General features: G+C 63.0%; 20 protein-coding genes. 11 read left to right on the forward strand and 9 right to left on the reverse strand.

Going from position 1 to position 23,201, the window contains the following annotated elements; all coding sequences use genetic code 11:
• Nucleotides 1-1,200 carry a benzoate/H(+) symporter BenE family transporter gene (locus BSG19_RS03245; RefSeq protein ID WP_092984773.1) on the forward strand — a complete coding sequence of 400 codons (1,200 nt, stop codon included), beginning with the start codon at nt 1-3 and terminating at the stop codon, nt 1,198-1,200.
• Nucleotides 1,201-1,221: 21 nt separating this feature from the next.
• Here the strand turns inward: BSG19_RS03245 and BSG19_RS03250 are convergent, their stop codons facing one another.
• Nucleotides 1,222-3,309, reverse strand: coding sequence for a putative bifunctional diguanylate cyclase/phosphodiesterase (locus tag BSG19_RS03250; RefSeq protein WP_092984775.1), 2,088 nt, complete (start codon nt 3,307-3,309; stop codon nt 1,222-1,224).
• A 257-nt stretch (nt 3,310-3,566) separates the two neighbouring features.
• On the opposite strand from BSG19_RS03250, the gene BSG19_RS03255 reads away from it, so the two are divergent.
• The 4 genes from BSG19_RS03255 to pth all read left to right on the forward strand — a co-directional run bounded on the left by BSG19_RS03255 (nt 3,567) and on the right by pth (nt 8,487).
• Complete coding sequence (locus BSG19_RS03255) at nt 3,567-4,217, forward strand: 50S ribosomal protein L25/general stress protein Ctc (RefSeq protein WP_092984777.1); 651 nt, start codon at nt 3,567-3,569, stop codon at nt 4,215-4,217.
• A gap of 216 nt (nt 4,218-4,433) precedes the next feature.
• Complete coding sequence (locus BSG19_RS03260) at nt 4,434-6,806, forward strand: putative bifunctional diguanylate cyclase/phosphodiesterase (protein ID WP_092984779.1); 2,373 nt, start codon at nt 4,434-4,436, stop codon at nt 6,804-6,806.
• Between the two features lie 194 nt (nt 6,807-7,000).
• Nucleotides 7,001-7,648 (forward strand): substrate-binding periplasmic protein, encoded by a 648-nt coding sequence (locus BSG19_RS03265; protein ID WP_170865844.1) that lies wholly within the window; start codon nt 7,001-7,003, stop codon nt 7,646-7,648.
• A 122-nt stretch (nt 7,649-7,770) separates the two neighbouring features.
• A complete protein-coding gene (gene pth / locus BSG19_RS03270; RefSeq protein ID WP_092984783.1) occupies nt 7,771-8,487 on the forward strand; it encodes an aminoacyl-tRNA hydrolase in 717 nt (238 codons plus the stop codon).
• A gap of 36 nt (nt 8,488-8,523) precedes the next feature.
• Here the strand turns inward: pth and clpS are convergent, their stop codons facing one another.
• Nucleotides 8,524-8,832 (reverse strand): ATP-dependent Clp protease adapter ClpS, encoded by a 309-nt coding sequence (gene clpS / locus BSG19_RS03275; RefSeq protein WP_092984785.1) that lies wholly within the window; start codon nt 8,830-8,832, stop codon nt 8,524-8,526.
• Nucleotides 8,833-9,050: 218 nt separating this feature from the next.
• On the opposite strand from clpS, the gene ychF reads away from it, so the two are divergent.
• A complete protein-coding gene (gene ychF / locus BSG19_RS03280) occupies nt 9,051-10,154 on the forward strand; it encodes a redox-regulated ATPase YchF (RefSeq protein ID WP_092934690.1) in 1,104 nt (367 codons plus the stop codon).
• A gap of 69 nt (nt 10,155-10,223) precedes the next feature.
• On the opposite strand, the gene BSG19_RS03285 is transcribed toward ychF, so the two are convergent.
• Together BSG19_RS03285 and BSG19_RS03290 are read right to left on the reverse strand one after the other, a co-directional pair.
• Nucleotides 10,224-10,769 (reverse strand): adenine phosphoribosyltransferase, encoded by a 546-nt coding sequence (locus BSG19_RS03285; protein WP_092984787.1) that lies wholly within the window; start codon nt 10,767-10,769, stop codon nt 10,224-10,226.
• Between the two features lie 138 nt (nt 10,770-10,907).
• Nucleotides 10,908-11,387 (reverse strand): DUF4168 domain-containing protein, encoded by a 480-nt coding sequence (locus BSG19_RS03290; protein ID WP_092984789.1) that lies wholly within the window; start codon nt 11,385-11,387, stop codon nt 10,908-10,910.
• A gap of 193 nt (nt 11,388-11,580) precedes the next feature.
• Here BSG19_RS03290 and BSG19_RS03295 point away from each other — a divergent pair, with 193 nt between their 5' ends.
• Nucleotides 11,581-11,766: a DUF1059 domain-containing protein gene (locus BSG19_RS03295; protein ID WP_092984791.1), complete on the forward strand. Its 186-nt coding sequence runs from the start codon at nt 11,581-11,583 to the stop codon at nt 11,764-11,766.
• Nucleotides 11,767-11,824: 58 nt separating this feature from the next.
• On the opposite strand, the gene BSG19_RS03300 is transcribed toward BSG19_RS03295, so the two are convergent.
• Genes BSG19_RS03300 through BSG19_RS03310 form a run of 3 tightly spaced genes read right to left on the reverse strand, consistent with a single transcriptional unit; the run spans nt 11,825 to nt 14,406 of the window.
• A complete protein-coding gene (locus BSG19_RS03300) occupies nt 11,825-13,093 on the reverse strand; it encodes a CCA tRNA nucleotidyltransferase (RefSeq protein ID WP_092984793.1) in 1,269 nt (422 codons plus the stop codon).
• Complete coding sequence (locus tag BSG19_RS03305) at nt 13,090-13,746, reverse strand: CoA pyrophosphatase (RefSeq protein WP_092984795.1); 657 nt, start codon at nt 13,744-13,746, stop codon at nt 13,090-13,092. Before BSG19_RS03305 ends, BSG19_RS03300 begins: the two co-directional genes overlap by 4 nt.
• A gap of 24 nt (nt 13,747-13,770) precedes the next feature.
• Entirely contained in the window at nt 13,771-14,406 is a 636-nt protein-coding gene (locus tag BSG19_RS03310; RefSeq protein WP_092984797.1) for a DUF1285 domain-containing protein, read from the reverse strand.
• A 210-nt stretch (nt 14,407-14,616) separates the two neighbouring features.
• Between BSG19_RS03310 and BSG19_RS03315 the strand changes: the two genes are divergently transcribed.
• From BSG19_RS03315 to BSG19_RS03330, 4 genes are read left to right on the forward strand one after another with little or no spacing between them, the layout of a single operon-like run.
• A complete protein-coding gene (locus BSG19_RS03315) occupies nt 14,617-15,630 on the forward strand; it encodes an AAA family ATPase (RefSeq protein WP_092984799.1) in 1,014 nt (337 codons plus the stop codon).
• 4 nt (nt 15,631-15,634) lie between these two features.
• Nucleotides 15,635-16,558, forward strand: coding sequence for a DUF58 domain-containing protein (locus BSG19_RS03320; RefSeq protein ID WP_170865845.1), 924 nt, complete (start codon nt 15,635-15,637; stop codon nt 16,556-16,558).
• Entirely contained in the window at nt 16,555-19,422 is a 2,868-nt protein-coding gene (locus BSG19_RS03325) for a DUF4159 domain-containing protein (RefSeq protein ID WP_092984801.1), read from the forward strand. Before BSG19_RS03320 ends, BSG19_RS03325 begins: the two co-directional genes overlap by 4 nt.
• Before the next feature lie 10 nt (nt 19,423-19,432).
• On the forward strand, nt 19,433-21,514 hold the full coding sequence (locus BSG19_RS03330) for a hypothetical protein (protein WP_092984803.1): 2,082 nt from the start codon (nt 19,433-19,435) through the stop codon (nt 21,512-21,514).
• Nucleotides 21,515-21,541: 27 nt separating this feature from the next.
• Here the strand turns inward: BSG19_RS03330 and BSG19_RS03335 are convergent, their stop codons facing one another.
• On the reverse strand, nt 21,542-22,408 hold the full coding sequence (locus tag BSG19_RS03335; protein WP_092984805.1) for an alpha/beta fold hydrolase: 867 nt from the start codon (nt 22,406-22,408) through the stop codon (nt 21,542-21,544).
• A gap of 102 nt (nt 22,409-22,510) precedes the next feature.
• On the reverse strand, nt 22,511-23,011 hold the full coding sequence (locus BSG19_RS03340) for a GNAT family N-acetyltransferase (RefSeq protein WP_092985561.1): 501 nt from the start codon (nt 23,009-23,011) through the stop codon (nt 22,511-22,513).
• Nucleotides 23,012-23,201: the final 190 nt, after the last annotated feature.

A 23,201-nucleotide genomic window follows, 5' to 3' on the forward strand; every position in this document is an offset into this window, starting at 1 on the left:
ATGCTGCGAGACATCTCCTTCCAGAGCCTGTTCATGGGCCTGCTCACGGCCTTTGTCGGCTTTGCCAGTTCCTTCGCCGTCATCCTTCACGGACTGTCGTCCGTGGGTGCGACGGAAGCCGAGGCAGCATCCGGGCTGATGGCCCTCTCCGTCTCCATGGGCATCCTCGCGATCCTTTTGAGCGTCTGGACCCGTCTGCCCATCAGCATAGCCTGGTCGACCCCGGGCGCAGCCCTGATCGCCAGCTCTGGTGCGATTGCCGGCGGATTTCCAGCCGCCGCAGGTGGCTTCGTTCTCTGCGGCGTCATGATCGTCATCGCCGGCCTCTGGCGCCCGCTCGGCCGGCTTGTCGCCATGATCCCCGCCCCGCTCGCAAACGCCATGCTCGCGGGCGTCCTGCTCTCGCTCTGCTTTGCTCCGGTCAAGGCCGTGGGGATCGATCCCGCCCTCGGCCTGCCGATCGTGCTGGCCTGGGCAATCGCCGGAGCGATCAACCGGCTGCTGGCCGTGCCCGCCGCCCTCCTCGCCTTCACCCTCGTCATCGTCTTCGGCATCGATATTCCGCCGGGCACGATGGACCGCGTCGTCGAAACGCTTGTCCCGCAGCCAGTGTTTGTCATGCCGGTGTTCACTCTCGCAGGTCTCGTGTCGATCGCCCTGCCCCTCTTCGTCGTCACCATGGCGTCGCAGAATATCCCCGGTATCGCGGTGCTGAAAGTCCACGGCTATTCACCCGAGCCGGGTCCGCTCTTTGCCGCAACCGGTGTCTTCTCGCTCTTCGCCGTGCCCTTCGGCGGCCATGCCGTCAACCTGGCGGCGATCACGGCGGCCATGTGCGCCGGGCCGGATTCGCATGCCGACCCGGCACGACGCTACTGGTCGGCCATCATCGCCGGCATCTTCTACATCGTCTTCGGCCTTCTCGCGGCCACCGTGACCCTGCTCGTCGGTCTCGCGCCGCCCGTGCTCATCCAGGCCGTGGCGGGCCTTGCGCTGATCGGGGCCTTTGCGACGTCGGCCTCCGCCGCGTTCAAAGACGCAGAGACCCGGGACGGTGCGGCCATTACCTTCCTGGTTACGGCATCCGGTGTCAGCTTCGCCGGCATCTCCGGCGCGTTCTGGGGTATTGTGGCGGGCGGGCTCATGCTGCTCCTCGCCCATGTCAGGTCCGGACGCAGCAAAGCTTCACGCACCTCCTGACGGCTGCGCCTTGCGAGATCTTCAGGCTGCCGTTGCGGTGGGAAGATCGACGATGTCTTCGTCGAGCGATGGGGGGCTGGCCTCGATAGCGGTCATGACCGCGGTCTTGATGTCGGAAAGTGGCTGCGGTTTCCCGAAAAGATAACCCTGGACCTGCAAGCACCCCTCACCTCTCAGGAACGTCATATGCTCCTCCGTCTCCACGCCTTCGGCGAGCACGGGGATATCGAGGCTGCGTGCGAGGATGATGGTCGAGCGCACGATCGCTTCCGCAGGTCGGCTGCGACCGATGCCATCGACAAAGCTGCGGTCGATCTTGATCTTGTCGAACGGAAAGTTCTGCAGCGTCGACAGCGAGGAATAGCCGGTGCCGTAGTCGTCCATGGCGATCTTTACGCCCATGGCCTTCAGCTGTCGGATAATGTGCAAGGCGTGCTGCTGGTCGCCAATGATACCGGATTCGGTGATCTCGAGTTCCAGCCGATCCGCCGAAAGGCCCGTCTGGAGCAGGATGTCGCGCACACGGTGCGGCAGGAGCATATCGGCCAGCTGGGCAGGCGCGACGTTGACGGCGATGCGGACGGGCTGTGCCCAGGACGAGGCCTCCCGGCAAGCCGTTTCCAGCACCCAGTCACCCAGCGTCTGGATGAAGCCCGTCCGCTCCGCCAGCGGAATGAACTCGGCGGGCGACACCATACCCCGTGTCGGGTGACGCCAGCGCAGCAGCACCTCGTATCCGATAATATCACGGCTCAGCGTATCGTTCTGGGGCTGGTAATAGAGTTCGAGTTCGCCACGATCGATGGAATGATGAAGATCGATCGAAAGAAGGCTGCGGTCGCGCGTGGCCGCATCCATACTCGGTTTGTAGAACCGCACAGCGCCGGCTCCGTTGGCCTTGGCCCGGTGCATGGCAAGATCCGCCTGCGCCACAAGGTTGATAGCGGTCTGCGCCGAGCCAGGAAAGAGCGAGATACCGGCACTTGCCGTCACGCGGAACGCTCGGCCCTCGAGATCCATCGGCAGGTTCACGGCGCCGAGGATCCGTTCGGCGAATTCCTTCGCGTCGGTCTTTATGAAGAACTGATCCCGAACGGCCACGAACTCGTCGCCCCCGACACGCGCGAGGAACTCGCCATGCTGCAGAATACCGGATACCCGTTCGGCGATTGTCCGCAAGACACGGTCGCCGACCGCCTGCCCATGGGCATCGTTCACATCCTTGAACCTGTTGATACCGATAGCCACCAGCGCCAGACGTGCCGTGTCGTCCCGCGGCTGCCGCATCGCCTCGCCGACATGCTCATGCAGCGCTTCGCGGTTTGGAAGGCCCGTCAAAGGGTCGTGCAGGGAGAGATGGCGATACCGCTCGGCTGCCATCTGATTGGAGTTGAGGTCGATCACATAGGCGGAGGCGCCGAGCGCCATCATGACGGCCATGATCAGCAGAACCATGGCGGCGAGCACGCTTTCCGCCACTGCCATTGCAGGGATCGACATCGTGGGATCCGGAACCACCGTCATACCTGCCATAGCGGTGAAATGCAGCGAAAGAATCGCGAGAACGAGGCCCGTCGCACCGCCATATTTGCAGAAGCGGGTGACCGGTCGAGCGATCCGGTTGGTGGCAATGGCGCCGAGACCGACGGAAAGAACGACGGCGACAACCGTGAGCACCGTATCCCAGGTCTTTAATCCCGCCACGAGCAGCGCGGCCATTCCTGCATAATGCATGGACACGATGCCAAGCCCGACAATGCCACCCCCGACCTCGATGGTAACACCGGTGCGCCGTCCAGCCGTGACGGCGAAGCCGAACAGGGTGAAACCAACGGCGATCGCCAGCGACCACATCGTCATAAGCGGATCATAGGCGTGATCGATCGGCATCCGGTAGCTGAGCATCGCGATGAAATGCGTGGACCAGATGGTGGAGCCGCCGATACTGCCGGACAGAAACAGCCAGTTCAGCTTCTGGACGCCCTGGGTCCGCCGCACCCGGGCATAAAGCCGCATCGTGAGGACCGAGCCCAGGATGCAGACGACAAGCGCCGCCATCAGCAGAGGAAAGTTATGATCGATCGTCATGCAGGAAAGAATGGTCGGCATGGCACACCTATAAGAGACAGCTTGTGCATGCCACGTCCGCTGCCTTCAGATCCTTAACGTGCCGATGCGATCTCGCAGGACGGTTACCGACCTCTGAAGAGCCTCAAGAGCGGGAACCATTGCAATTCCGGGCGTTCTCCGTTATGGACGCGCGTCCGCGCAGACACCCTTGGAGGCAAACGCGGATGAGGCCTCAAAACCTCAATTCGCAAGGCCAGCGCGCCCTGCGAATGCTTCACAACAAGAAAGGTACTGCCATGAGCAACGCAACTTACGAGCTCAAGGCCGAAACGCGCGAACGGGTTGGTAAGGGGTCCTCCCGTGAACTTCGCCGCAACGGTCTTATTCCTGCTGTCATCTACGGTGACAAGCAGACACCGATTTCCATCGCCCTGTCCACGAAGGAAGTCACGCAGCGCATTCATGCCGGCGGTTTCATGACCACGGTTGCCACGATCGACGTCAATGGCGAGAAGATCCAGGTCCTCCCGAAGGACTATCAGCTCGACCCGGTGCGCGATTTCACCATGCATGTCGACTTCCTGCGCGTGTCGAAGAACAGCGTCGTCACTGTTGAAGTGCCCGTTCACTTCGAAAACGAAGACAAGTCCGCTGCCATCAAGAACGGCGGCGTTCTGAACGTCGTCCGTCACACGATCGAACTGGTCGTTCCCGCGAACGCGATCCCGGAAGCCATCACCGTTGACCTCAGCAGCCTGACAAAGGTTGGCGACGGCATCCACATCTCGGACATCAAGCTGCCCGAGAACGCCACGCTGACGATCACAGACCGCGACTTCACGGTTGCGACCATCGCTGCTCCGGACGTCCTGACGGCCGAAGAAGAAGAAGGTACGCCAGCTGGCGAAGCTGCTGGTGATACGGCAAACGAAGGTAACGCCGAGTAAACCTTACTTACAGTTAGGTTTTACGAACGCTATCGTTTCTTTGAAAGGCCCGTCCGCACCCAGCAGACGGGCCTTTCTGCATTCAAAAGACGCTCCGCCGCTTCAATAACATTTAATGCTTTTATGGTCATGTTGCCGCAGGTTGTGCGGCATGTTCCAGCATGCGGCACCGTGCGGGGAACGAGTGATGGCAAGGGCGTTTTTAGGGGCAGGAGAATGATGCACTCCGTGGAACATCGCTTCGTCGCGATCGTCTGCGGCGCCATGCTGGTATTCGTCGCACCGCTGATCTTACTCTTCCTCTATCTCTCCTCAGATCGCATCGAGCGCGAGCAGATCGCCAATGCCGAAATCATGCTGGATGCCGGGGCAAAGGCGCTGGCAAAGCCGCTCTGGGACTTCGACACGGAAGCCATGAACCAGATCGTGCGCGCGCTGGCCGCCGACAGTAACATTGCCTTCGTCAGGGTTACCGGCACGTCGGGCGGACCGTCGGCAGCCTATCCTGCCAAGGACGATGAAAGCGCCGCGCCCCATTCGGTCTTCTCGCGAGACATCGTCTATGATGCTCCGTCAGGCCGGAAGTCCGTCGGAGCGGTCGAGCTACATGTGCGGAAAGAGGGTCTTCTTACCCGCTTCGGCAATGACGAACTCGTCATATTCTCGATTCTCCTCATTGCCATTGCGGTGGTCTTCATCGCCGCCATTATCGGCAATCGCATCACTGTCATTCGCCCACTCCTGCGCCTGACGGCCGCCATCGAGATGAGCCGCCTGTTCGGGTCGCGTCAAAGAGTCGAATGGGAATCCGACGACGAAATGGGCGCGCTCGTGTTGAAGTTCAACGAAATGCAGAGCCGTCTGGAAAACGAGCAGAACGCCCTTCGCCGTGCGCACGCGCGCTCCACCGAAATCTACAACCTGACCCCGGCCATGCTGTTCTCGATCGATCTGGAAGACCGGATCGTCGCCGTCAGCAATTTCTGGCTCAGCAAGACGGGCTATGCGCGGGAAGCCGTCATCGACCGTCTCTTTTCGGACTTCATCCAAACGTCGGCTCACGAGGCCTATCGCGAACGCCGTATCGCCGCAGGTCTGCAGAACACGTGTGAAGTGACCGTCCCCTTCCTGAAGGCGGACGGCGAGACGATGACTGTCCTGATACAGGAAACCATGACGCTCGGCCACGGCCAGACAGAGGATGCTGCCCTCGCCGTCATGACTGACATCACCGCGCTGAAGCAGGCGGAAAGCCGCAATCACGTGCAGGCCATGACGGACCACCTCACCGGCCTCCTCAACCGTCAGGGCTTCGAGGCAGCGCTGGACGCCGGCATCCGCAGGGCTGACGAGCGTTTCGGCGAACTCGCCTGCGTCTTCATCGACCTCGATCGTTTCAAGTGGATCAACGACAATTTCGGCCATGCCGTCGGCGACGAAGTTCTGCGGCAGGTCGTTTCCCGCGTCCGCGCCAACTTGCGCCCGGAAGATACGATGTCGCGTATCGGCGGCGATGAATTTGCCATTCTCATCAATGGCGAAAACGTCGAGACGCTGGCAAGCGACATCGGCGACAGCATCTGCGCGGGGCTTGCCGAACCGATCTATGTACGGGGCACCGAGCTGTCGGTCAGCTGCAGCGTGGGCATCGCCCTCTATCCGATCCATGCCGAAAACGCCTCGGATCTCCTGCTGAAATCCGACATCGCGATGTATGCGCGCAAGCATGGCGGCAAGAACGGCAAGCAGATGTTCGACACGTCAATGCTGGACGCCGCCCGCGAGCGCCACGAGATCGCCCAGTATATCGAAACAGGCCTGCGCGAAGACTGGTTCGAAGCTTACCTCCAGCCAATCGTCGGCATGAGCGATGGCCGTATCGTCGGGTTCGAAGCGCTGATGCGCCTGAACCATCCGGAAAAAGGCATTCTCCCCCCTGCCCGCATCATCGGCATCGCAGAGGAAACAGGAACGATCGGCCGCATCGGCGAGCGTATTCTGGAAAAGGCCATCGGACATCTCGCTGCTATCTCGCGACTGGAGGGCACGGGAGACACGTACATCGCGGTCAACTTCTCCCCGATGCAGTTCGAGACCACTCTCCCCCACAAGCTGGCGGCGCTGCTTCTCAAAAACCACATCGCGCCCAGCCGCATCGTGATCGAAATTACCGAAGCCGTGCTGATGCTCGACAGCCCGGAGGTCCATGCCGTGCTGAAGCAGCTCGGTGAATTCGGCTGCCGGATCGCGCTCGACGATTTCGGAACCGGCTATTCCTCGCTCAGCTATCTGAACCGCTTCCCCGTCGATATCGTCAAGGTGGACCAGTCCTTTACCCGGTCTCTGACGGCTGATGAGGTGGACGTCCGCCGCAAGAGCCGCATGCTGATCAAGGGCATCCGAACCATTTCGAACCAGATGGGCTATGACACGGTCGCCGAGGGAATCGAGACGCTGGAGGACTGGGAGCTGTTGAAGAAGCTCGGCATCGACTATGGCCAGGGCTACTTCTTCAGCAAGCCGATGCCGATCTGCGACATGCTGAAAATGCTGGAAAGCAATTCGGAAGCCAAGGCAACCACGGCCTGAACCGAATGTACCACGACAAGCGCCCAAAGAGGGCTGATGACGGGCAAGGAATGACGGCAGGCATGCAACGAACGAGATCATGGCAGGTACGTGGTTTGACGGTATCGGGCGCTGCCCTTCTGTGCGTCCTCTTGCCGACGACCCCTACCCTCGCGCAATCGTCCGAAGCGCCTGACGCTCAACGGACCATCACGATGCTGACGGAGGAATATTCGCCCTTCGCCTTCACCCGGGACGGTGAAATCACCGGGTCCTCGGTCGATCAGGTCCGCCGCATCATGGCCGAAGTCCATCCCAACTATACGCTCGACATCGTCCCATGGGCTCGCGCGATCGCCACGGCGGAAACAGACCCCGCGACCTGCGTCTTCACGACGACGCTGCTGCCAGAGCGCGCAGAACGCTTCAAATGGGTAGCGCCGCTGAATATCGATACGCTGATGCTGGTCGGCCGCACAGGCGGGAATGCGCGCCCTCTTTCGCTCGACGCTGCAAAGGCTTTTACGATCGCCGTTTACAAGGGTGACAGCGGTGAGCTGTTCGCAATCAACAAGGGATTTCCGCATCTGGATACCGCCCCCAGCATCGATCTTTCCCTGAAGAAGCTTCTCGCCGGCCGCGTCGATCTCGTGCTGCTGACCCGCAAAGCATACGATCAGTTGCGCGAACAGGGCCAGCCCCTCGAAGCCATCCTGGATGTGGAGACGACACGTTCCGGCATTGCCTGCAACAAAGCCGTGCCGGATCTGACCATCGCTGACATGCAGGCGGTTCTCGACCGCCTGATTGCAGACGGCACCCAGGCCGAGATGGAGCGTCGGTACGAAAAATCGTCGAAATAGGGTCTACTGCTGCCCGCGCGGCTTGACAGGAACGGGCCTGCGCGGTGCATGACACGGGCTGAACGGCATGCGTTGGCAACAATGACCATGCACCCGAACCGGCGACCGAACCGAGACGAAACATGCTGATCTTTGCAGGACTGGGCAATCCGGGCCCGAAATACGCGGGAAACCGTCACAATATCGGCTTCATGGCGCTCGACGCGATCCACCGTCGCCACGCCTTTTCACCATGGACGAAGAAGTTCAAGGCCGAGATCTCCGAGGGTGACCTCGGCGGCGAGCGCGTGCTGCTGCTGAAACCGCAGACCTTCATGAACCTCTCGGGCGAAGCTGTCGGTGAGGCAATGCGCTTCTACAAGGTTCCCGTGGGCAGCGTCGTCGCCATTTATGACGAGCTCGATCTGGTGCCCGGCAAGGCCCGACTGAAGACGGGCGGCGGCCATGGAGGACACAACGGCATCAAGTCCATGGACGCCCATTGCGGTCGCGACTACCGCCGCCTGCGCCTCGGCATCGGACATCCCGGCGCCAAGGAGCTGGTGGAACGCCACGTTCTCGGTGACTTCGCGAAAGCCGACCGCATCTGGCTCGACCCGCTGCTGGAAGCACTGGCTGATAATGCGGACATGCTGGCCAAGGGCGAGGATTCGCAACTCATGAACAAGCTTGCGCTCGCAACCGGCAGCCCGCCGCCCGCCGAGCCGGCGCCAAAGGCAAAGCCCGCAGGCCAATCCCACATCCGCGCGGCACGCAACCATGCCCAGCCGAAAATACTGCCGACGACCGGACCGATGGCGGACATGCTGAAGAAGATGTTTGGCAACAAGGACGAGTAAGCGGCCCGAGAGAACAAGACCGCCGCGATGGCCTGATCAGTCTTCCGGCTCGGTGGTCAGCATCATCGGAAACCCGGCTTCCTTGGCAAGGTCCGTCGCCTCTTTCGCCTTGGTCTCCGCGATGTCTCGCGCGCAGACCAGAAGGACGCAGGAGCCCATCTTGTGGGCGGTCAGCATCATCCGGTATCCGGTTTCTTCGCTCATTCGGAAAACGATCTTCAGCACCATGATGACGAAGTCACGCGGCGTGTAGTCGTCGTTGAGCAGAATGACCTTGTAAAGTTTAGGCCGGTCGAGCTTCGGCTTGGTCACGGTCTTCGGCGTGGTGGTTGTATCATCGCTCATGGGCAAATGCCTTCTGACGGAAAGGCCCGGATGCAGGCATGCCGCTATATCACATCGCAAGCCATCGGTTTCAAGTGCGGCTCAGGCCGCACCTCACCGGCTCGCCAAGAGAAGCTGCGCCGTCAGACCGCACCTGCGACAGCCCACCCCTTGACCCCTTAGCCGCTTTCGCCCATAGGCACCGCATTGCAAAACGAGAAGAGACGGGTCGTCACGCCATGGGTTTCAAATGCGGTATCGTCGGTCTGCCGAATGTCGGCAAGTCCACGCTGTTCAACGCGCTGACGAAAACGGCGCAGGCGCAGGCGGCCAACTATCCCTTCTGCACCATCGAGCCGAACACGGGTGAAGTCGCGGTGCCGGATCCCCGGATGCGCAAACTTGCCGACATCGCCAAGTCCAAGGAGCTCATTCCGACCCGCATCGCCTTCGTCGATATCGCCGGCCTCGTCCGTGGCGCGTCGAAAGGCGAAGGCCTCGGCAACCAGTTTCTCGCCAACATCCGCGAAGTCGATGCCGTGGTCCACGTGCTGCGCTGCTTTGAAGACGACGACATCACCCATGTCGAGGGCAAGATCGATCCGGTCGCCGACGCCGACACGATCGAAACCGAGCTGATGCTCGCCGACCTCGAAAGCCTGGAGCGCCGCACGGAGCAGACCCGCAAGCGGGCAAGTTCCAAGGACAAGGAATCGGTCGCCGCCCTGCCGATCATGGATGCATCGCTGAAGCTCCTGAACGAAGGCAAGCCGGTCCGCACACTTCTCTCCACGTTGAATGCCGAGGAACTGTTGATCCTGAAGGGTCTCAACCTCCTGACCTCGCATCCCGTCCTTTACGTCTGCAACGTCGCTGAAGCCGATGCGGTCGACGGCAATGCCCATACGCGCGCCGTCGAGGCGATGGCAAAAGCGCAGGGCGCGGAAACGGTGGTCATCTCCGCCGCCATTGAATCGGAAGTCGCACAGCTGCCGGAAGAAGAGTCGCGGGAATTCCTCGAGGCGCTCGGGCTGAGCGAAGCCGGTCTCGACCGTCTCATTCGCGCAGGCTACAAGCTCCTCGACCTCATCACCTACTTTACGGTGGGGCCAAAAGAGACACGCGCCTGGACCATCGAGCGCGGCACCAAGGCACCCGCTGCCGCCGGCGTCATCCACTCGGACTTCGAGCGCGGCTTCATCCGCGCAAATACCATCGCTTTTGACGACTACATCCAGTTCGGCGGCGAAAGCGGTGCAAAAGAAGCCGGCAAGGCGCGGGACGAAGGCAAGGAATATGTCGTGCAGGACGGCGACGTCATTCACTTCCGCTTCAACACCTAAGCGCTGACAAGCAGCGACAAGACAACGCCTCAGGCATCTCCGCTTCGGACATGCCTGAGGCCGTTTTGTTCAGTGACCTGAAAATTCGACCAGCGTGCGCACCTCGACGCCCAGTGCCTCGAGCTTCTTGCGCCCGCCGAGATCGGGAAGATCGATGACGAAGCACGCGGCGACGATGTCGGCGCCCATCTGCTTCAGCAGCTTGCAAGCGCCTTCCGCCGTGCCGCCGGTGGCGATCAGGTCGTCGATGACGATAACCTTCTCGCCCGGCGTAATGGCGTCGCGGTGCATTTCCATCTCGTCCACGCCATATTCGAGACTGTAGGCGATGCGCACCGTATCGTGCGGCAGCTTGCCCTTCTTGCGGATCGGCACGAACCCCGAGGACAGCTGGTGCGCAACGGCACCGCCGAGGATAAAGCCACGCGCTTCAATGCCCGCGACCTTGTCGATCTTGGTACCGGCATAGGGGTGCACGAGTTCGTCGATCGAGCGACGGAACGCACGGGGATTGCCAAGCAGCGTTGTGATGTCGCGAAAGAGAATGCCGGGCTTCGGATAATTCTCGATGGTGCGGATGGCGGCGGAAAGCTCGCTCTGAAGGGAAGACGTCATGAAAACGGAAGGCCTCGCAAAGGTCTGTTACCGGCAACTCTTAGCACCGGACCTGGCCGGGCCCTACAGCATTTTCGTGAAAATCGCACACCGCAAGGGAACGGTCCGGCCGGCAGCCGGACCGTTCGAAAATCTTCGTCAATCCGCGGCAGTGGGGCTCTTCTGCAGGTTTTCCTGCACCTTGCGCGCCACGGTCGGGTCGGATTGCGCAGCTGTGATGATCGTCTTGTAGTCGTTCAGCGACATGCCGGGAGAGGTTTCCACAGCCTTGATCATCTGCTGGTTTGCCTCGTTCTGCAGCTTCTGCTTGGCAGCGGCATCGGTCGTCGTGCCGATCTTCTGGGTATAATCCTGCCGTACCTTGTCCACCTGCAGATAGGCAACGGCGAACGCCTTCAGCTTCTCGTCGGTAATCGCAGCTTGCGGAGCCTGTCCCTGAGGCGCTGGAATCTGCGTGGCTCCGGCTTGCGGCGTGCGCGGCTGGGTCGCCTGCGGCTCCGCCGCCCCTTGCGCGAAGGCCGGCGACTGGACGACGAGAATACCGAGGAGCGCGGCCGTCAACGATGCGACGGGAGTGGAGGCAGCCTTGATACGGAGCGTCGTGGGGCGGTTGTTCATGAAGTGTCCTTCCGTGTTTCCGGGAAGCCGTCTGCTTCCGTTGCGTTTCTCAGCCCGCGCCCCTTCTGACCGACCCACCCGGCAAGAATGTGACGAGATGCAGATTTCCGGAACCATCCCTCCCTCTCGCGTGTTTGCAAAAGCTGTCTCGTGCGCAGGTACGGGATGGCAGGAGGAAACCAAGGAGGAAGCGATGAGGTTGTTTGAATGTGGCGCGCTCGTGCCCGGATGCGACTGGCACACGAGAGCCGATAGCGACGCCGAAATCGTACGTCGCACGGTGGAGCACCTTCGCCAGGCGCACGGCGAAGACGTTATCCGCGAGACGATGATCGACAACATCAAGTGCCGCATATCCGACGAAACAAAAGCGGCCTGAACGAACAGGACGGGAGCCGCAGGCATATAGCTTGCGGCTTGGCCGGTCTCGGACCTGACTATGTCGATGGGGCATCCGTCACCCGCTTTAGCAAGCTTTCCCGCTTTTCACGAAAGCCCGACGCGATCCAAGCTTCTTCGAGGTCGGCAAGTGTTGCCCCCATGGCGGGTCCCGGTGAAATGCCGTTGGCGATCAGATCGCTGCCGCTAACGGGAAACACAGGTGTTTTCCACTTGGATGTATGATCGAGCAACCGTCCGAGCCGTCCGACGGCGACCATTGCCTCCACGTCTCCCTCTGCCTTCTGGCGTGCGGAGACGAGCGCGAGTTTCAGGCGGAACCCCACACCGACGGCACCCTGCCGATAAAGGTTCCGGTCGAGGGCTGCCTCCGACATGCTGTCCTTGATTGTCCCGGCCTCGGCAAACGCCTGCAACACGGCGGCTTCCGCTTTGGAGAAACGCAGCCGCGTGGCCATCGCCTCCAGCCTTTCGGCATCCGGGGGAACCATGGCCGCGAGCCGCAGCAACGGATCGACCGGCCACGCCAGAGCCTGTTCGGTTGCCACGAGACCGGGAATCGCATCGATGCCCCATTTCTCGCTTTCCGGCAGGATTTCGGTAAGGACGCCGGACGTCCGCATCCACAACAGCGCCCGGCCGGGATCTCTGGCGGACAGTAGCTTCTTCAATTCTGCCCAGACCCGCTCCGCAGACAGCGTCGAGAGCTTCGATTTTGCCTGAGCGGAGGCGCGCAGACCATCTGCATCCGGGCGGAAGGAACCGTACCACGCGAAGAACCGGAAGAAGCGCAGGATGCGCAGATAGTCTTCCGCCACCCGCTCGGCCGCCGGCCCGATGAAGCGCACCATGCCCCGTTCTATGTCGGCGATACCATCAACGAGATCGATCACCTCGCCGGACGCCGTTGCGTAGAGAGCGTTCATCGTCAGGTCGCGCCGTGCCGCATCCACGGCCCAGTCCGTACCGAATGCGACCTCGGCATGCCGGCCATCGGTCGAGACATCACGGCGCAGCGTGGTGACCTCGAAGGGCGTGCCGTCCACGACCAGCGTGACGGTGCCATGCGCAATGCCCGTCGGTACGACCTTGATGCCGGCCGCTTTCGCACGCTCGGTTACCACATCGGGCGTCAACGTCGTCGCCAGATCGACATCGTTGACGGCAGCTCCCATGAGCGCGTTACGCACGGCACCACCGACCACGCGAACCTCTCCGCCATCCGCGTTCAGAAGGTCGAAGACGCGGCGAAGGCCGGGCGCCTGAAACCAGGGCTGATCGGCAACGGAGCGTGCGGAAGTCGTCATGCGTAAAGCCTTTCATACAGCATCCGGACGATGCCGGCCGTGATGCCCCAGATCCGATGCCCCTCATAGGGCATGGCGTAGTAATGCCGCGTCGAACCCTTCCACATGCCGCTGTCGACGGTGTGGTTATCGGGGTTCATCAGAAAGGACAGGGGCACCTCGAAAGACGACGCGACCTCTGCCGGGTTCAAAGACAGCGTGTAGCCAGGACGAACGATACCGAGCACCGGCGTGATCCGGAAGCCGGAGAGCGCCATGTAATGCGGCAGTCGCGCGACAGGCTCCACGAAAGCGCGGTCGAGGCCGATCTCCTCCTCGGTTTCCCGGAGCGCCGCTTCCTCGACAGAACGGTCTTCGGGATCGACCGAACCTCCGGGGAAGGCGATCTGCCCGGAGTGCTTGCGCAACGTCGCCGTCCGCTGGGTGAAAATCACCCGTGCATCGGCACCGTCGTCGATCACGGGCACCAGCACGGCGGCGTCCCTGAGCGTCAGGGTCTCGATATACGGGACGACATCGGGATTGAGCAGGATATCGGCGTGATCCCGCCAGGCAAGCTCGATCGGCCCGCCCGTCTGAGACGCAGCGCGGCTACGGAACGCGGCAGCGGAAAAATCGGTCGTTGCCCCGGTCGTGTTGATGGCATCGGTCATGACAGCGTCATCGTCCAGCCGCCATCACTCGGCAAGAGCTGCCAGCGTCTCAGCCGGCATCACGGGGAAGATGGCGCTCCCTGAGCGAACGGCGAAGGTGGGCACGCCGTCGATCTCGATCTCCTCGCCAAGTGCCGCGAGATCATACATGACGGCCCGGGACACCAGCGCGTCCAGCCGGCCCCGCACGCGCAGATAGGGCTTCATCTCGGAATGCTCGCCGGCAATCTCGAAGCGCAGAGGATGCTCAGGGCCCGCTTCCACGACATCGCCGACATTCGTGCGAAACGACAGGACCGCCGCCCCGTCGCGATGGGTCACCGTCATCTCCACGGCGAGGAAAGGCGCGTCCGCAACGCGGATGCCCACTTTCTCGACCGGCGTCACCAGATATGTCTTGCCGTCCTCGTCCTTGCGCAGAACGGTCGAAAACAGTCGCACCAGCGCCGGTCGACCGATGGGCGTGCCCATGTAGAACCAAGTTCCGTCAGCGCGGATTTCCATATCGAGATCGCCGCAAAACGGCGGGTTCCAGCGTTCCACGGGGGCCGAGCCGCGTGGCGCGGCACCCTCGACGGTCACGGCCTGCCCTGCCGCTCGCGCGATCATCGCTGCAAGACCGGCAGCGTCGCTTTTCTCATCCGTTTTCGCAGCTGCCATCGTTCCGTCCCGTTTGCCCGTGATCTTGCGTCGTGAAAGTGATCCGGCGTTCTATCAGAATGCGTTTCACGAGATAGTGCGCCTCGCGTGGCTTGTCAGCCTGAAGGTGATAGCTAGTTTGAAATGGAACACGGAACAGGCGCGGACGCGATTCGAAATTCCCGTTCGGATCAGGATCATCGGGGCGCCGGGCGAGCGGAGAGTTAAGCGATGGGACTGATGAACACGGCAGACACCGCGCTTGACGACAAAGCCATCGTCGCCGCGGCCGAAAAGGCGCTTGCCGATATCGCGGTTGTCCGCACGGAGGTCGGCAAGGTCATCTTCGGTCAGGAAAGCGTGGTCGAGCAGACATTGCTCGCCGTTCTCTCCGGCGGTCATGCGCTGCTTGTCGGCGTGCCCGGGCTTGCGAAGACCAAGCTGGTGACCACGCTCGGCACCGTGCTCGGCCTCGACAGCAACCGTGTGCAGTTCACGCCCGACCTGATGCCGTCCGACATTCTGGGCTCGGAAGTCATGGATCAGGACGAGACGGGACGTCGATCGTTCCGATTCGTACCCGGCCCGATCTTCACCCAATTGCTGATGGCCGACGAGATCAACCGCGCAAGCCCGCGGACGCAGTCCGCCCTTCTGCAGGCCATGCAGGAATATCACGTGACCGTCGCCGGGCAGCGCAACGACCTGCCGCGCCCCTTCCATGTGCTGGCCACCCAGAACCCGCTGGAGCAGGAAGGCACCTACCCGCTGCCGGAAGCCCAGCTCGACCGGTTTCTGATGCAGGTGGATGTCGATTACCCCGAGCTCGCCGCCGAACGCCGCATCCTGCTCGAGACCACGGGCACGCATGAGAGCAGCGTCAAGGCGGTTCTGGATGCGCCGCAGCTGATGAGCATCCAGAACCTGATCCGACAGATGCCCGTCAGCGAAACCGTGGTCGATGCGATCCTGACGCTTGTGCGCTCCGCTCGTCCTGGACACGGCAATGCCGATACGGATCGCCATGTCGCCTGGGGACCCGGCCCCCGCGCCGGCCAGTCGCTGATGCTGACGGCCCGCGCCCGCGCTCTCTATGATGGTCGGCTCGCGCCGTCGATCGATGACATCGCGGCGCTTGCCGAACCTGTGCTGCAGCACCGCATGGCGCTCACATTTGCCGCCCGCGCGGAAGGCATGTCGGTGCGCGACGTCATTGCCGGCGTCGTCAAGACGCTCAAGGCCTGACCGGATGGTGAACGCCGTCGGGCACATCGTCGATCGCACGCCCTCCGGCGAAGTCCTCTCGCGCGCCCAGAGCCGGGCCGCGCTGGTGCCGGACTGCATGGTCGAAGCCCGCCGCATCGCCAATACGGTCATCTCCGGATGGCACGGACGCCGCCGGCGTGGCATCGGCGAGAATTTCTGGCAGTTCCGCCCCTATTCCGATGGCGAAAGCCTGTCGCGAATCGACTGGCGCCGCTCCGCCCGAGACGATCATACCTATGTTCGTGACCGGGAATGGGAGGCCGCTCACACGATCTGGCTCTGGGCCGACCTGTCACCGTCGATGATGTACAAGTCCCGCTTCGGCACGGTATCAAAGGAAAGCCGCGCGCTGGTGCTCATGCTGGCACTTGCCGAAATCCTCGCCCGCTCGGGCGAGCGTATCGGTTGCCCCGGCGTCATGGAGCCGGTGTCCGCGCGCAACGCGGCCGAGCGCCTGGCGACCGCGCTGATGCACAGCGACCTCTCCTCGGGATTGCCGGCGACCGGCATGATCCGCGGCTGGAGCGATCTCGTGCTGATCGGCGATTTTCTCGATCCGACCCCTGCCATCATGGAACGCCTGGGCCCTCTCGGCCGGCGCGGCATGCGCGGCCATGTCATCGAGGTCGCAGACCCTGCCGAGGAAACCTTTCCCTATGCCGGCCGGACCGAATTCACAGACCCGGAAACCGGGGACAAGCTGACGGCCGGTCGCGCCGAGATCCTCGCCGAAGATTATCGGCGTGCCTATCTCGCGCGACGCGACAGTCTGGGCGAAGGCTTGCGGCACATGGGCTGGACCTTCATTCCCCATCGCACGGATCATCTGGCGTCCGAAGCGCTGGTCGCCGTCCACATGCACCTTTCAGGCATGCCGGGACGCGCCACGCACGGGGGTCAGCTATGAGCTTCCTGCCCTTCATTTTCTCAAGCCCGCTGATGCTCGCGGCGCTCGTCGCTCTGCCCGCGATCTGGTGGCTTCTGCGGCTGACGCCACCGAAACCGGTGACGGAGGTTTTTCCACCGCTGCGTATTCTGGCCGGGATATTGAAGCGCGAGGAAACTCCGTCAAAAAGCCCGTGGTGGCTGACGGCTCTGCGCATGCTCATGGCGGCGCTCATCATTCTTGCCATCGCCGATCCGGTCGTCAATCCCAGGGTCGGCACACTGTCGTCTTCGGGACCACTGGCACTCGTTATCGACAATGGCTGGGCAACGGCAAACGACTGGGAACGCCGTGTGCGAACGGCCGACGCTTTGATCGCCGAGGCCGAATCCGCGGATGTCCCCGTCTCCATCGTGTTTTCCGCAGATCGGGAGAATGACGGCGTGCCCGGGACCGCCACGGCCGCCCGTACCCGGCTGGCCGCCGCCGCTCCGAGGCCCCTTCGCCCGAACCGTCCGCAAGCTCTGGCTGCGCTCCGCGCCGGACTTAACGGGACGCGCCCCGGCACGCTCGCCTTCATCAGTGACGGCATTGCGTCCGGCGAAGACACGATCATGCGCGATCTCGCATCCCTGTCACCACAAAGCCTGCGTCTGATCGAAGGCAACGGAGGCGATGCGATCGCGCTCACCGGCGCGGTCAACGAAGCCGATGCCATGCGCATTACCGCGACGCGCCTTGAGAGTGCGGCACCGCGCACCGTGGCGCTCACCGCCTTCGACACACGCGGCCGGGCGATCTCGAATGGCAGCATCACCTTCCCCGCAGGCGAGGCCACCGCGTCCGGCACGCTGACGGCACCCTTCGAGCTGCGCAATGATTTTGCCCGCATCGGCATCGACGGCCTCGCCACCGCAGGCAGCACCTATCTGTTGGACGATGGTTTTCGCCGTCGTCGCGTGGCGCTTCTGTCCGGCGAGGCGCGCGACCAGTCGCAGCCGCTCTTGTCGCCGCTCTACTACATCAATCGCGCCCTGGCCCCCTATGCCGACCTCGTGCAGCCGACGGAGACCGACCTTGCCGTCGCACTGCCGCAGCTTCTCGAGCAAAAGCCCTCGATGGTCATCATGGCGGATATCGGTCGTCTGCCGGAGGACACGATGCCGGTCATGACGCGCTGGATCCAGAATGGCGGCACGCTGGTGCGCTTCGCCGGTCCCCGTCTCGCCACCGCGCCGGCGGACGATCCACTGGTTCCGGTACGCCTGCGTCAGGGCGAGCGTGCGCTCGGCGGCACGCTCTCCTGGTCGGAACCTCAACCGCTCGCACCCTACCCGGCCACGAGCCCCTTTGCCGGCATGCCGCGCCCGGACGGCATCACGGTAAACCGGCAGGTGCTGGCCGAACCGACGGCCGATCTTTCGCAACGAACCTGGGCCAGCCTTGCGGACGGCACGCCGCTCGTCACCACCCGCACGCTCGGCGCCGGCCGCATCGTCCTCTTCCACGTCAGCGCGGAGGCGACATGGTCGAACCTGCCGATTTCGGGTGACTTCGTGGAGATGCTGCGCCGTGTCGTGCAGCTGTCGCGCAGCGGCGGCGTGACCAGCGAAAGCGGCGCACAGGCGCAGGCCCTGCCGCCCTATCGCCTGATGAACGCGGACGGTACGCTCGTCACCGAAACCGGTAGCGCGCGTCCGCTGGAGATATCGGCGGGCACCACACCTGTGGCCGACGGGGAGCATCCTCCGGGCCTTTACGGTTCCGAAGAAGGCTTCGTTGCGCTCAACCTTCTGCCCAGGGATGCCACTTTGCGCCCGATCGAAAGCACGGATCTGCCGATGCCGTACACCAGCGAAGCCCTGATCGGCAGCGAAGCGTGGTCACTGAAGCCCGCCTTCTTCACCGCCGCTCTGGTTCTCCTGCTGGTGGATACGCTGATCGTTCTCTTCATGGCCGGCACGTTCGCACGCACGAACCGGATGCGGACGGCAACCGCCATGCTGGCAATCGGGGTGATCGCCATCGGCATGACGGCTCTCTCGCCGCAGGCTGCTCAGGCACAGACGCCACCTGCACCGCAGGCTCAGACCGCGCCCGCGCAAGGGCCTTTCGACGATACCCGTCCCGGCGACGACGAGATCCTCGGCCACCTCGACAACACCCATCTGGCCTATGTCGTCACCGGCGAAAGCGAGGTCGATCGCATTTCGGAGCGCGGCCTTGCCGGCCTTACCGAATTTCTTACCTACCGCACGACCCTGGAACCCGGCGCCCCTGTGGGCCTCGATATTTCCAAGGACGAACTGTCGTTCTACTCGCTGATCTACTGGCCCATTTCGGCCAACGCCGAGATGCCGAGTGCCGCCGCTATCAGCCGGATCGATGCCTATATGCGCGCCGGCGGCACCGTGCTGTTCGACACGCGCGACCAGCTCTCCTCCCTGTCGGCCGCCTCCGGCACGAGCCCGAACACAGAGCGCCTGCAGGCTATTCTGGCCGATCTCGACATTCCCCCGCTCGAACCCGTGCCGACGGACAGCGTGCTTACCAAGTCCTTCTACCTGCTCTCGTCCTTTCCCGGCCGCTACTCCGGCGGCCCGCTGTGGATCGAGGCGCAGCCGCACAGCGATGGCGAGCAATCGGAGCGTCCGGCCCGCTCGGGAGACGGGGTCTCGCCGATCATGATCACGGGCAACGACATGGCGGGCGCTTGGGCGACCGACGACAACGGCGCACCCCTCCTGCCGACCGTGCCGCCGGACGAGATGCAGCGCGAATATGCCTTCCGCTCGGGCGTCAACATCATGATGTATATGCTCACCGGCAACTACAAGGCCGATCAGGTGCACATCCCGGCGCTGCTCGAACGGCTCGGCCAGTGAAGGCCCACAGATGACCATCGACTTTTCGCCCCTCGTTCCCCAATCGGTACTGATCGCCCTTTCGATCCTCGCGGCTCTTTTGATCGCGCTGTCGCTGTGGCGCGGCGTTCGCGGTGCCGTCCTGCGCGCTCTGGCGTTGGCGGCGCTCTGCCTTGCGCTCGCCAATCCTGTCTTCTTTCAGGAAGAACGCGAGCCGCTGTCCACTATCGTCGCCGTGGTTGTGGATCGCAGCCAAAGCCAGGATGTGGGACAGGGTACCGCAAATCGACGCGCGATGACCGATCAGGCTCTCGCAACCCTGAAGGAGCGCCTTGCGCGCTTCCCGCAGATCGAGCCGCGCATCGTGGAGGCCGCCGACGATGCAGACACGGAGACGCCATCGACACGCCTGTTCTCGGCCCTGTCGAATGCGCTCTCCGACGTTCCCCCGGCCCGTGTCGGCGGTGCCATCTTCATCACCGACGGGCAGATCCATGACGTGCCCGACATCAACCAGCCGCTCGGCTTCGATGCGCCGGTCCATGGCCTGATCACCGGCCAGCCCGACGAGTTCGACCGCCGTATCGAGGTCATCAGCGGGCCCCGCTTCGGCATCGTCGGCGAGGAACAGGCCGTAACCTTTCGCGTCATCGACGATGGCCGCACCCCTTCCGGCACAGCTGACGTCACCGTCAGCCTCAATGGTCAGGAAATTGCCAAGCAGCAGGCCGAGCCGGGCACCGACATTCCCTTTCGCTTCACCGTGCCGCGTGGTGGCAATAACATTCTGGAGTTCGCGGTGGCCCCGCTTGCCGGCGAGGTCACCGAGGCGAACAACCGTGCCGTTCACGTGCTCGATGGCATCCGCGAGAACCTGCGCGTGCTCCTCGTCTCTGGCGAACCACACTCCGGCGAGCGCGCCTGGCGCAACCTCCTGAAGTCGGATGCGTCGGTCGATCTGGTCCATTTCACCATTCTGCGCCCGCCGGAAAAGCAGGACGGCACGCCGATCAACGAACTGTCGCTGATCGCCTTCCCGACCCGCGAACTGTTCATCGAGAAGATCAACGAGTTCGACCTCATCATCTTCGACCGCTATCAGCATCGCGGCGTGCTGCCGATCATCTATTACGACAACATCGCGCAATATGTCGAAAACGGCGGCGCCCTTCTGATCGCCGCAGGGCCTGAACATGCGGGCGCGGACTCGATTGCGACAACGCCGCTCTCCGCCGTCCTTCCCGCAAGCCCGACCGGGCAGATGAACGACAAGGCCTTTTTTCCGAGACTGACGGACGAAGGCAGGAAGCATCCCGTGACACGCGGGCTTGAGGGCGCCAACAGCGAGCCGCCGCATTGGGGACGCTGGTTCCGCACCGTCGATGTCGATCCGCCTGAGGGGCAGACCATCATGCAGGGCGCCGACAACAAGCCTCTGCTGGTGCTCAACCGCGTCGGCAAGGGCCGCGTCGCCATGCTGCTGTCCGATCAGGGCTGGCTCTGGGCGCGTGGCTTCGAAGGCGGCGGGCCCAGCGTTTCGCTCTATCGCCGCATGGCCCACTGGCTGATGCAGGAACCGGCACTGGAAGAGGAAGCGCTGACGGCGCGTGCCAGCGGCAGGACCCTCGAAGTCACCCGCCAGACCATCGCCGGCGATCCGGGTCCCGCGCGCATCACTCTGCCCTCGGGCGGGACACAAGACGTCGCCCTGACGGAACGCGAGCCCGGGCTCTACCGCGCCGATGTGCGCACCGGCGAAACCGGTCTGTTCGAAGTAGCCAACGGCGACCTGACCACGCTTGTCCATGTCGGCAGCGTCGATGCGCCGGAGTTCAAGGCAACCGTCTCGACGGAGGAGATGCTGGCGCCTTGGGCGGAGAAAACCAAGGGGCTGGTCCACCGTGTTGCCGATGCTTCGGGGAACATCGACATTCCCGCCATCCTGCCCGTTCGCGGTCAGGTCCGCGTCGCCGATGCCAATCGAATGTCACTGCGCATGACGGATGAGACGGTGCTGAAGGGCGTCAATTCTCTTCCCCTCTTCGCCGGCTTTCTCGGCCTTGCCGCGCTGCTCCTCGTCCTCTCCAGCACGTGGTATCGCGAGGGCCGCTAGAGCCTTTCCAGCCGGAACGGAAAGACCCTATGGCCTCGTTTCCGGCGCATCGATGAAGGCGAGCACCGCGGCGGCATAGCCGGCAGGATCCTGATAGATCGCCTTGTGGCCCACATCCTTGAGCAGGAGAAAACGGGCACCGGGTATCGTACGGGCGATATACTCGGAATGCGTTTGGCTGACGGCTTCGTCATGATCTCCGAGAGCGATCAGGGTGGGCACGCGGATGCTCTTCAGGTCGGCCTCGGTGTAATGAGGCTCGGTTTCCCAGAGCTTGGCTATGGCTGCCCTGAATGCCGGATATTCGTCGGGTGTGGAGGAGAGACGGCGATAGTCCGTCTCATCCCGGTTGCCGTCGGATTGTTGAAGCGAGAAGCGCGGCTCGGGAAGAAGTCCGTCCGGCGAAACATTGGCGGCCTGGGCGAACAGCTTGGTCAGCCGATCCGGATGATGCATGGCGATGTCGAGGCCGATGATGCCGCCATCGCTCCAGCCGACAATGGCCGTTCGCTCGATCTTCAACGTATCGAGCAGGGCGACATAGTCCTCGGCCATGAGATGATAGCTGAAGGGCGCATCCGTGCGGGTGGAATGGCCATGACCCCGGCTGTCGGCGACAACAACCTCATGTGTTCTGGCGAGGATCGGCACCTGGAAACCCCAGACATCGGCGCTTCCCATGCCGCCGTGGATGAGCAGGATCGGCGACCCCTTCCCCTTGCCGTACACAGCATAATACATGCGGATCCCGTTCACGGCGGCAAAGCCGCTTTCATCGGCGCGCGGCAGCGGCGGCGGCGGATTGAAGCGATACCAGCGCTCGTCGCCGGCCACCCCGAGATAGCCGAGCGCAAAGACGATGAACGCGAGAACGAGACCCTTGAGACCGGACATGAACGCGCACCTCGGCTTTGCCGGGCAAGGCGTCCGGACACGAGGCCACACTACGCATACGATATTGAGGAACGTTTACGTCGAGCCCGACAATTGGCGCGATCAGCCGCGCCAGCGGATTTCGCCGGCAAGCCGCGCGTGAATATCAGCGCCGATCGGCACCACCAGAACCCGAGCCATGTCGACCGGGCCAGGAAACGCCAGCGCTCCGCGGGAAACGGGCTCGAAACCGAGCGGCTGGTAATAGGCAGCGTCGCCGACGAGGATCACGGCTTCCGATCCCTTCCGCCGGGCGGCCTCGACAGCTATCCGCACCAGTTCCCGACCGATGCCCCTGTTCTTGTGGGAAGGCCGCACGGCCAGCGGCCCCAGCAAATGGGCGGAGACAGGACCGGCAAAGACCGGCGTCATCCGCACGGAACCGATCGTCTCGCCGTCGTCGGCACAAATGAAGGACAGCGAGCGATCATGCGGTCCCTGCTCGCGGATGCGGGCGGCGGCGCGCGCAAACCGGCCGGGGCCAAAGGCTTCCTCGTTGATCAGTTCAATGGCGGCGGCGTGAGAGGCATCTTCCGTCAGATAGACGAGGTCGTGCTTGTGCATGAACATGGGGAAACCCGATTGGCAAACGAAACATGGGGAACGGCAGCGCGCGACCGCGCATGCCCGAAAGCATGGTCATCAGCGTCGTCGAGGGTTTCCTGCAAAATGCATGTTCACGTCTTTCAAGAAAAAGCTGGTGCGCCGATAGCAGAAAAAAATGGCGTCACCAAGTGAAAACGCATCGTTCACC

Origin of the sequence: Rhizobium sp. NFR03 (assembly GCF_900111275.1) — a bacterium.
Lineage (GTDB): Bacteria > Pseudomonadota > Alphaproteobacteria > Rhizobiales > Rhizobiaceae > Ferranicluibacter.

Bases quoted from the DNA above. Each gene is read 5' to 3' on its own strand.
- BSG19_RS03290 (WP_092984789.1), bottom strand. From the start codon at position 11,387: ATGAACAACCGCCCCACGACGCTCCGTATCAAGGCTGCCTCCACTCCC.
- BSG19_RS03305 (WP_092984795.1), bottom strand. From the start codon at position 13,746: ATGACCGATGCCATCAACACGACCGGGGCAACGACCGATTTTTCCGCT.
- BSG19_RS03300 (WP_092984793.1), bottom strand. From the start codon at position 13,093: ATGACGACTTCCGCACGCTCCGTTGCCGATCAGCCCTGGTTTCAGGCG.
- BSG19_RS03340 (WP_092985561.1), bottom strand. From the start codon at position 23,011: ATGCACAAGCACGACCTCGTCTATCTGACGGAAGATGCCTCTCACGCC.
- BSG19_RS03255 (WP_092984777.1), top strand. From the start codon at position 3,567: ATGAGCAACGCAACTTACGAGCTCAAGGCCGAAACGCGCGAACGGGTT.
- BSG19_RS03295 (WP_092984791.1), top strand. From the start codon at position 11,581: ATGAGGTTGTTTGAATGTGGCGCGCTCGTGCCCGGATGCGACTGGCAC.
- BSG19_RS03260 (WP_092984779.1), top strand. From the start codon at position 4,434: ATGATGCACTCCGTGGAACATCGCTTCGTCGCGATCGTCTGCGGCGCC.
- ychF (WP_092934690.1), top strand. From the start codon at position 9,051: ATGGGTTTCAAATGCGGTATCGTCGGTCTGCCGAATGTCGGCAAGTCC.
- BSG19_RS03285 (WP_092984787.1), bottom strand. From the start codon at position 10,769: ATGACGTCTTCCCTTCAGAGCGAGCTTTCCGCCGCCATCCGCACCATC.
- BSG19_RS03310 (WP_092984797.1), bottom strand. From the start codon at position 14,406: ATGGCAGCTGCGAAAACGGATGAGAAAAGCGACGCTGCCGGTCTTGCA.
- BSG19_RS03265 (WP_170865844.1), top strand. From the start codon at position 7,001: ATGCTGACGGAGGAATATTCGCCCTTCGCCTTCACCCGGGACGGTGAA.
- BSG19_RS03325 (WP_092984801.1), top strand. From the start codon at position 16,555: ATGAGCTTCCTGCCCTTCATTTTCTCAAGCCCGCTGATGCTCGCGGCG.
- BSG19_RS03320 (WP_170865845.1), top strand. From the start codon at position 15,635: ATGGTGAACGCCGTCGGGCACATCGTCGATCGCACGCCCTCCGGCGAA.
- BSG19_RS03335 (WP_092984805.1), bottom strand. From the start codon at position 22,408: ATGTCCGGTCTCAAGGGTCTCGTTCTCGCGTTCATCGTCTTTGCGCTC.
- BSG19_RS03250 (WP_092984775.1), bottom strand. From the start codon at position 3,309: ATGCCGACCATTCTTTCCTGCATGACGATCGATCATAACTTTCCTCTG.
- BSG19_RS03245 (WP_092984773.1), top strand. From the start codon at position 1: ATGCTGCGAGACATCTCCTTCCAGAGCCTGTTCATGGGCCTGCTCACG.
- pth (WP_092984783.1), top strand. From the start codon at position 7,771: ATGCTGATCTTTGCAGGACTGGGCAATCCGGGCCCGAAATACGCGGGA.
- clpS (WP_092984785.1), bottom strand. From the start codon at position 8,832: ATGAGCGATGATACAACCACCACGCCGAAGACCGTGACCAAGCCGAAG.
- BSG19_RS03330 (WP_092984803.1), top strand. From the start codon at position 19,433: ATGACCATCGACTTTTCGCCCCTCGTTCCCCAATCGGTACTGATCGCC.
- BSG19_RS03315 (WP_092984799.1), top strand. From the start codon at position 14,617: ATGGGACTGATGAACACGGCAGACACCGCGCTTGACGACAAAGCCATC.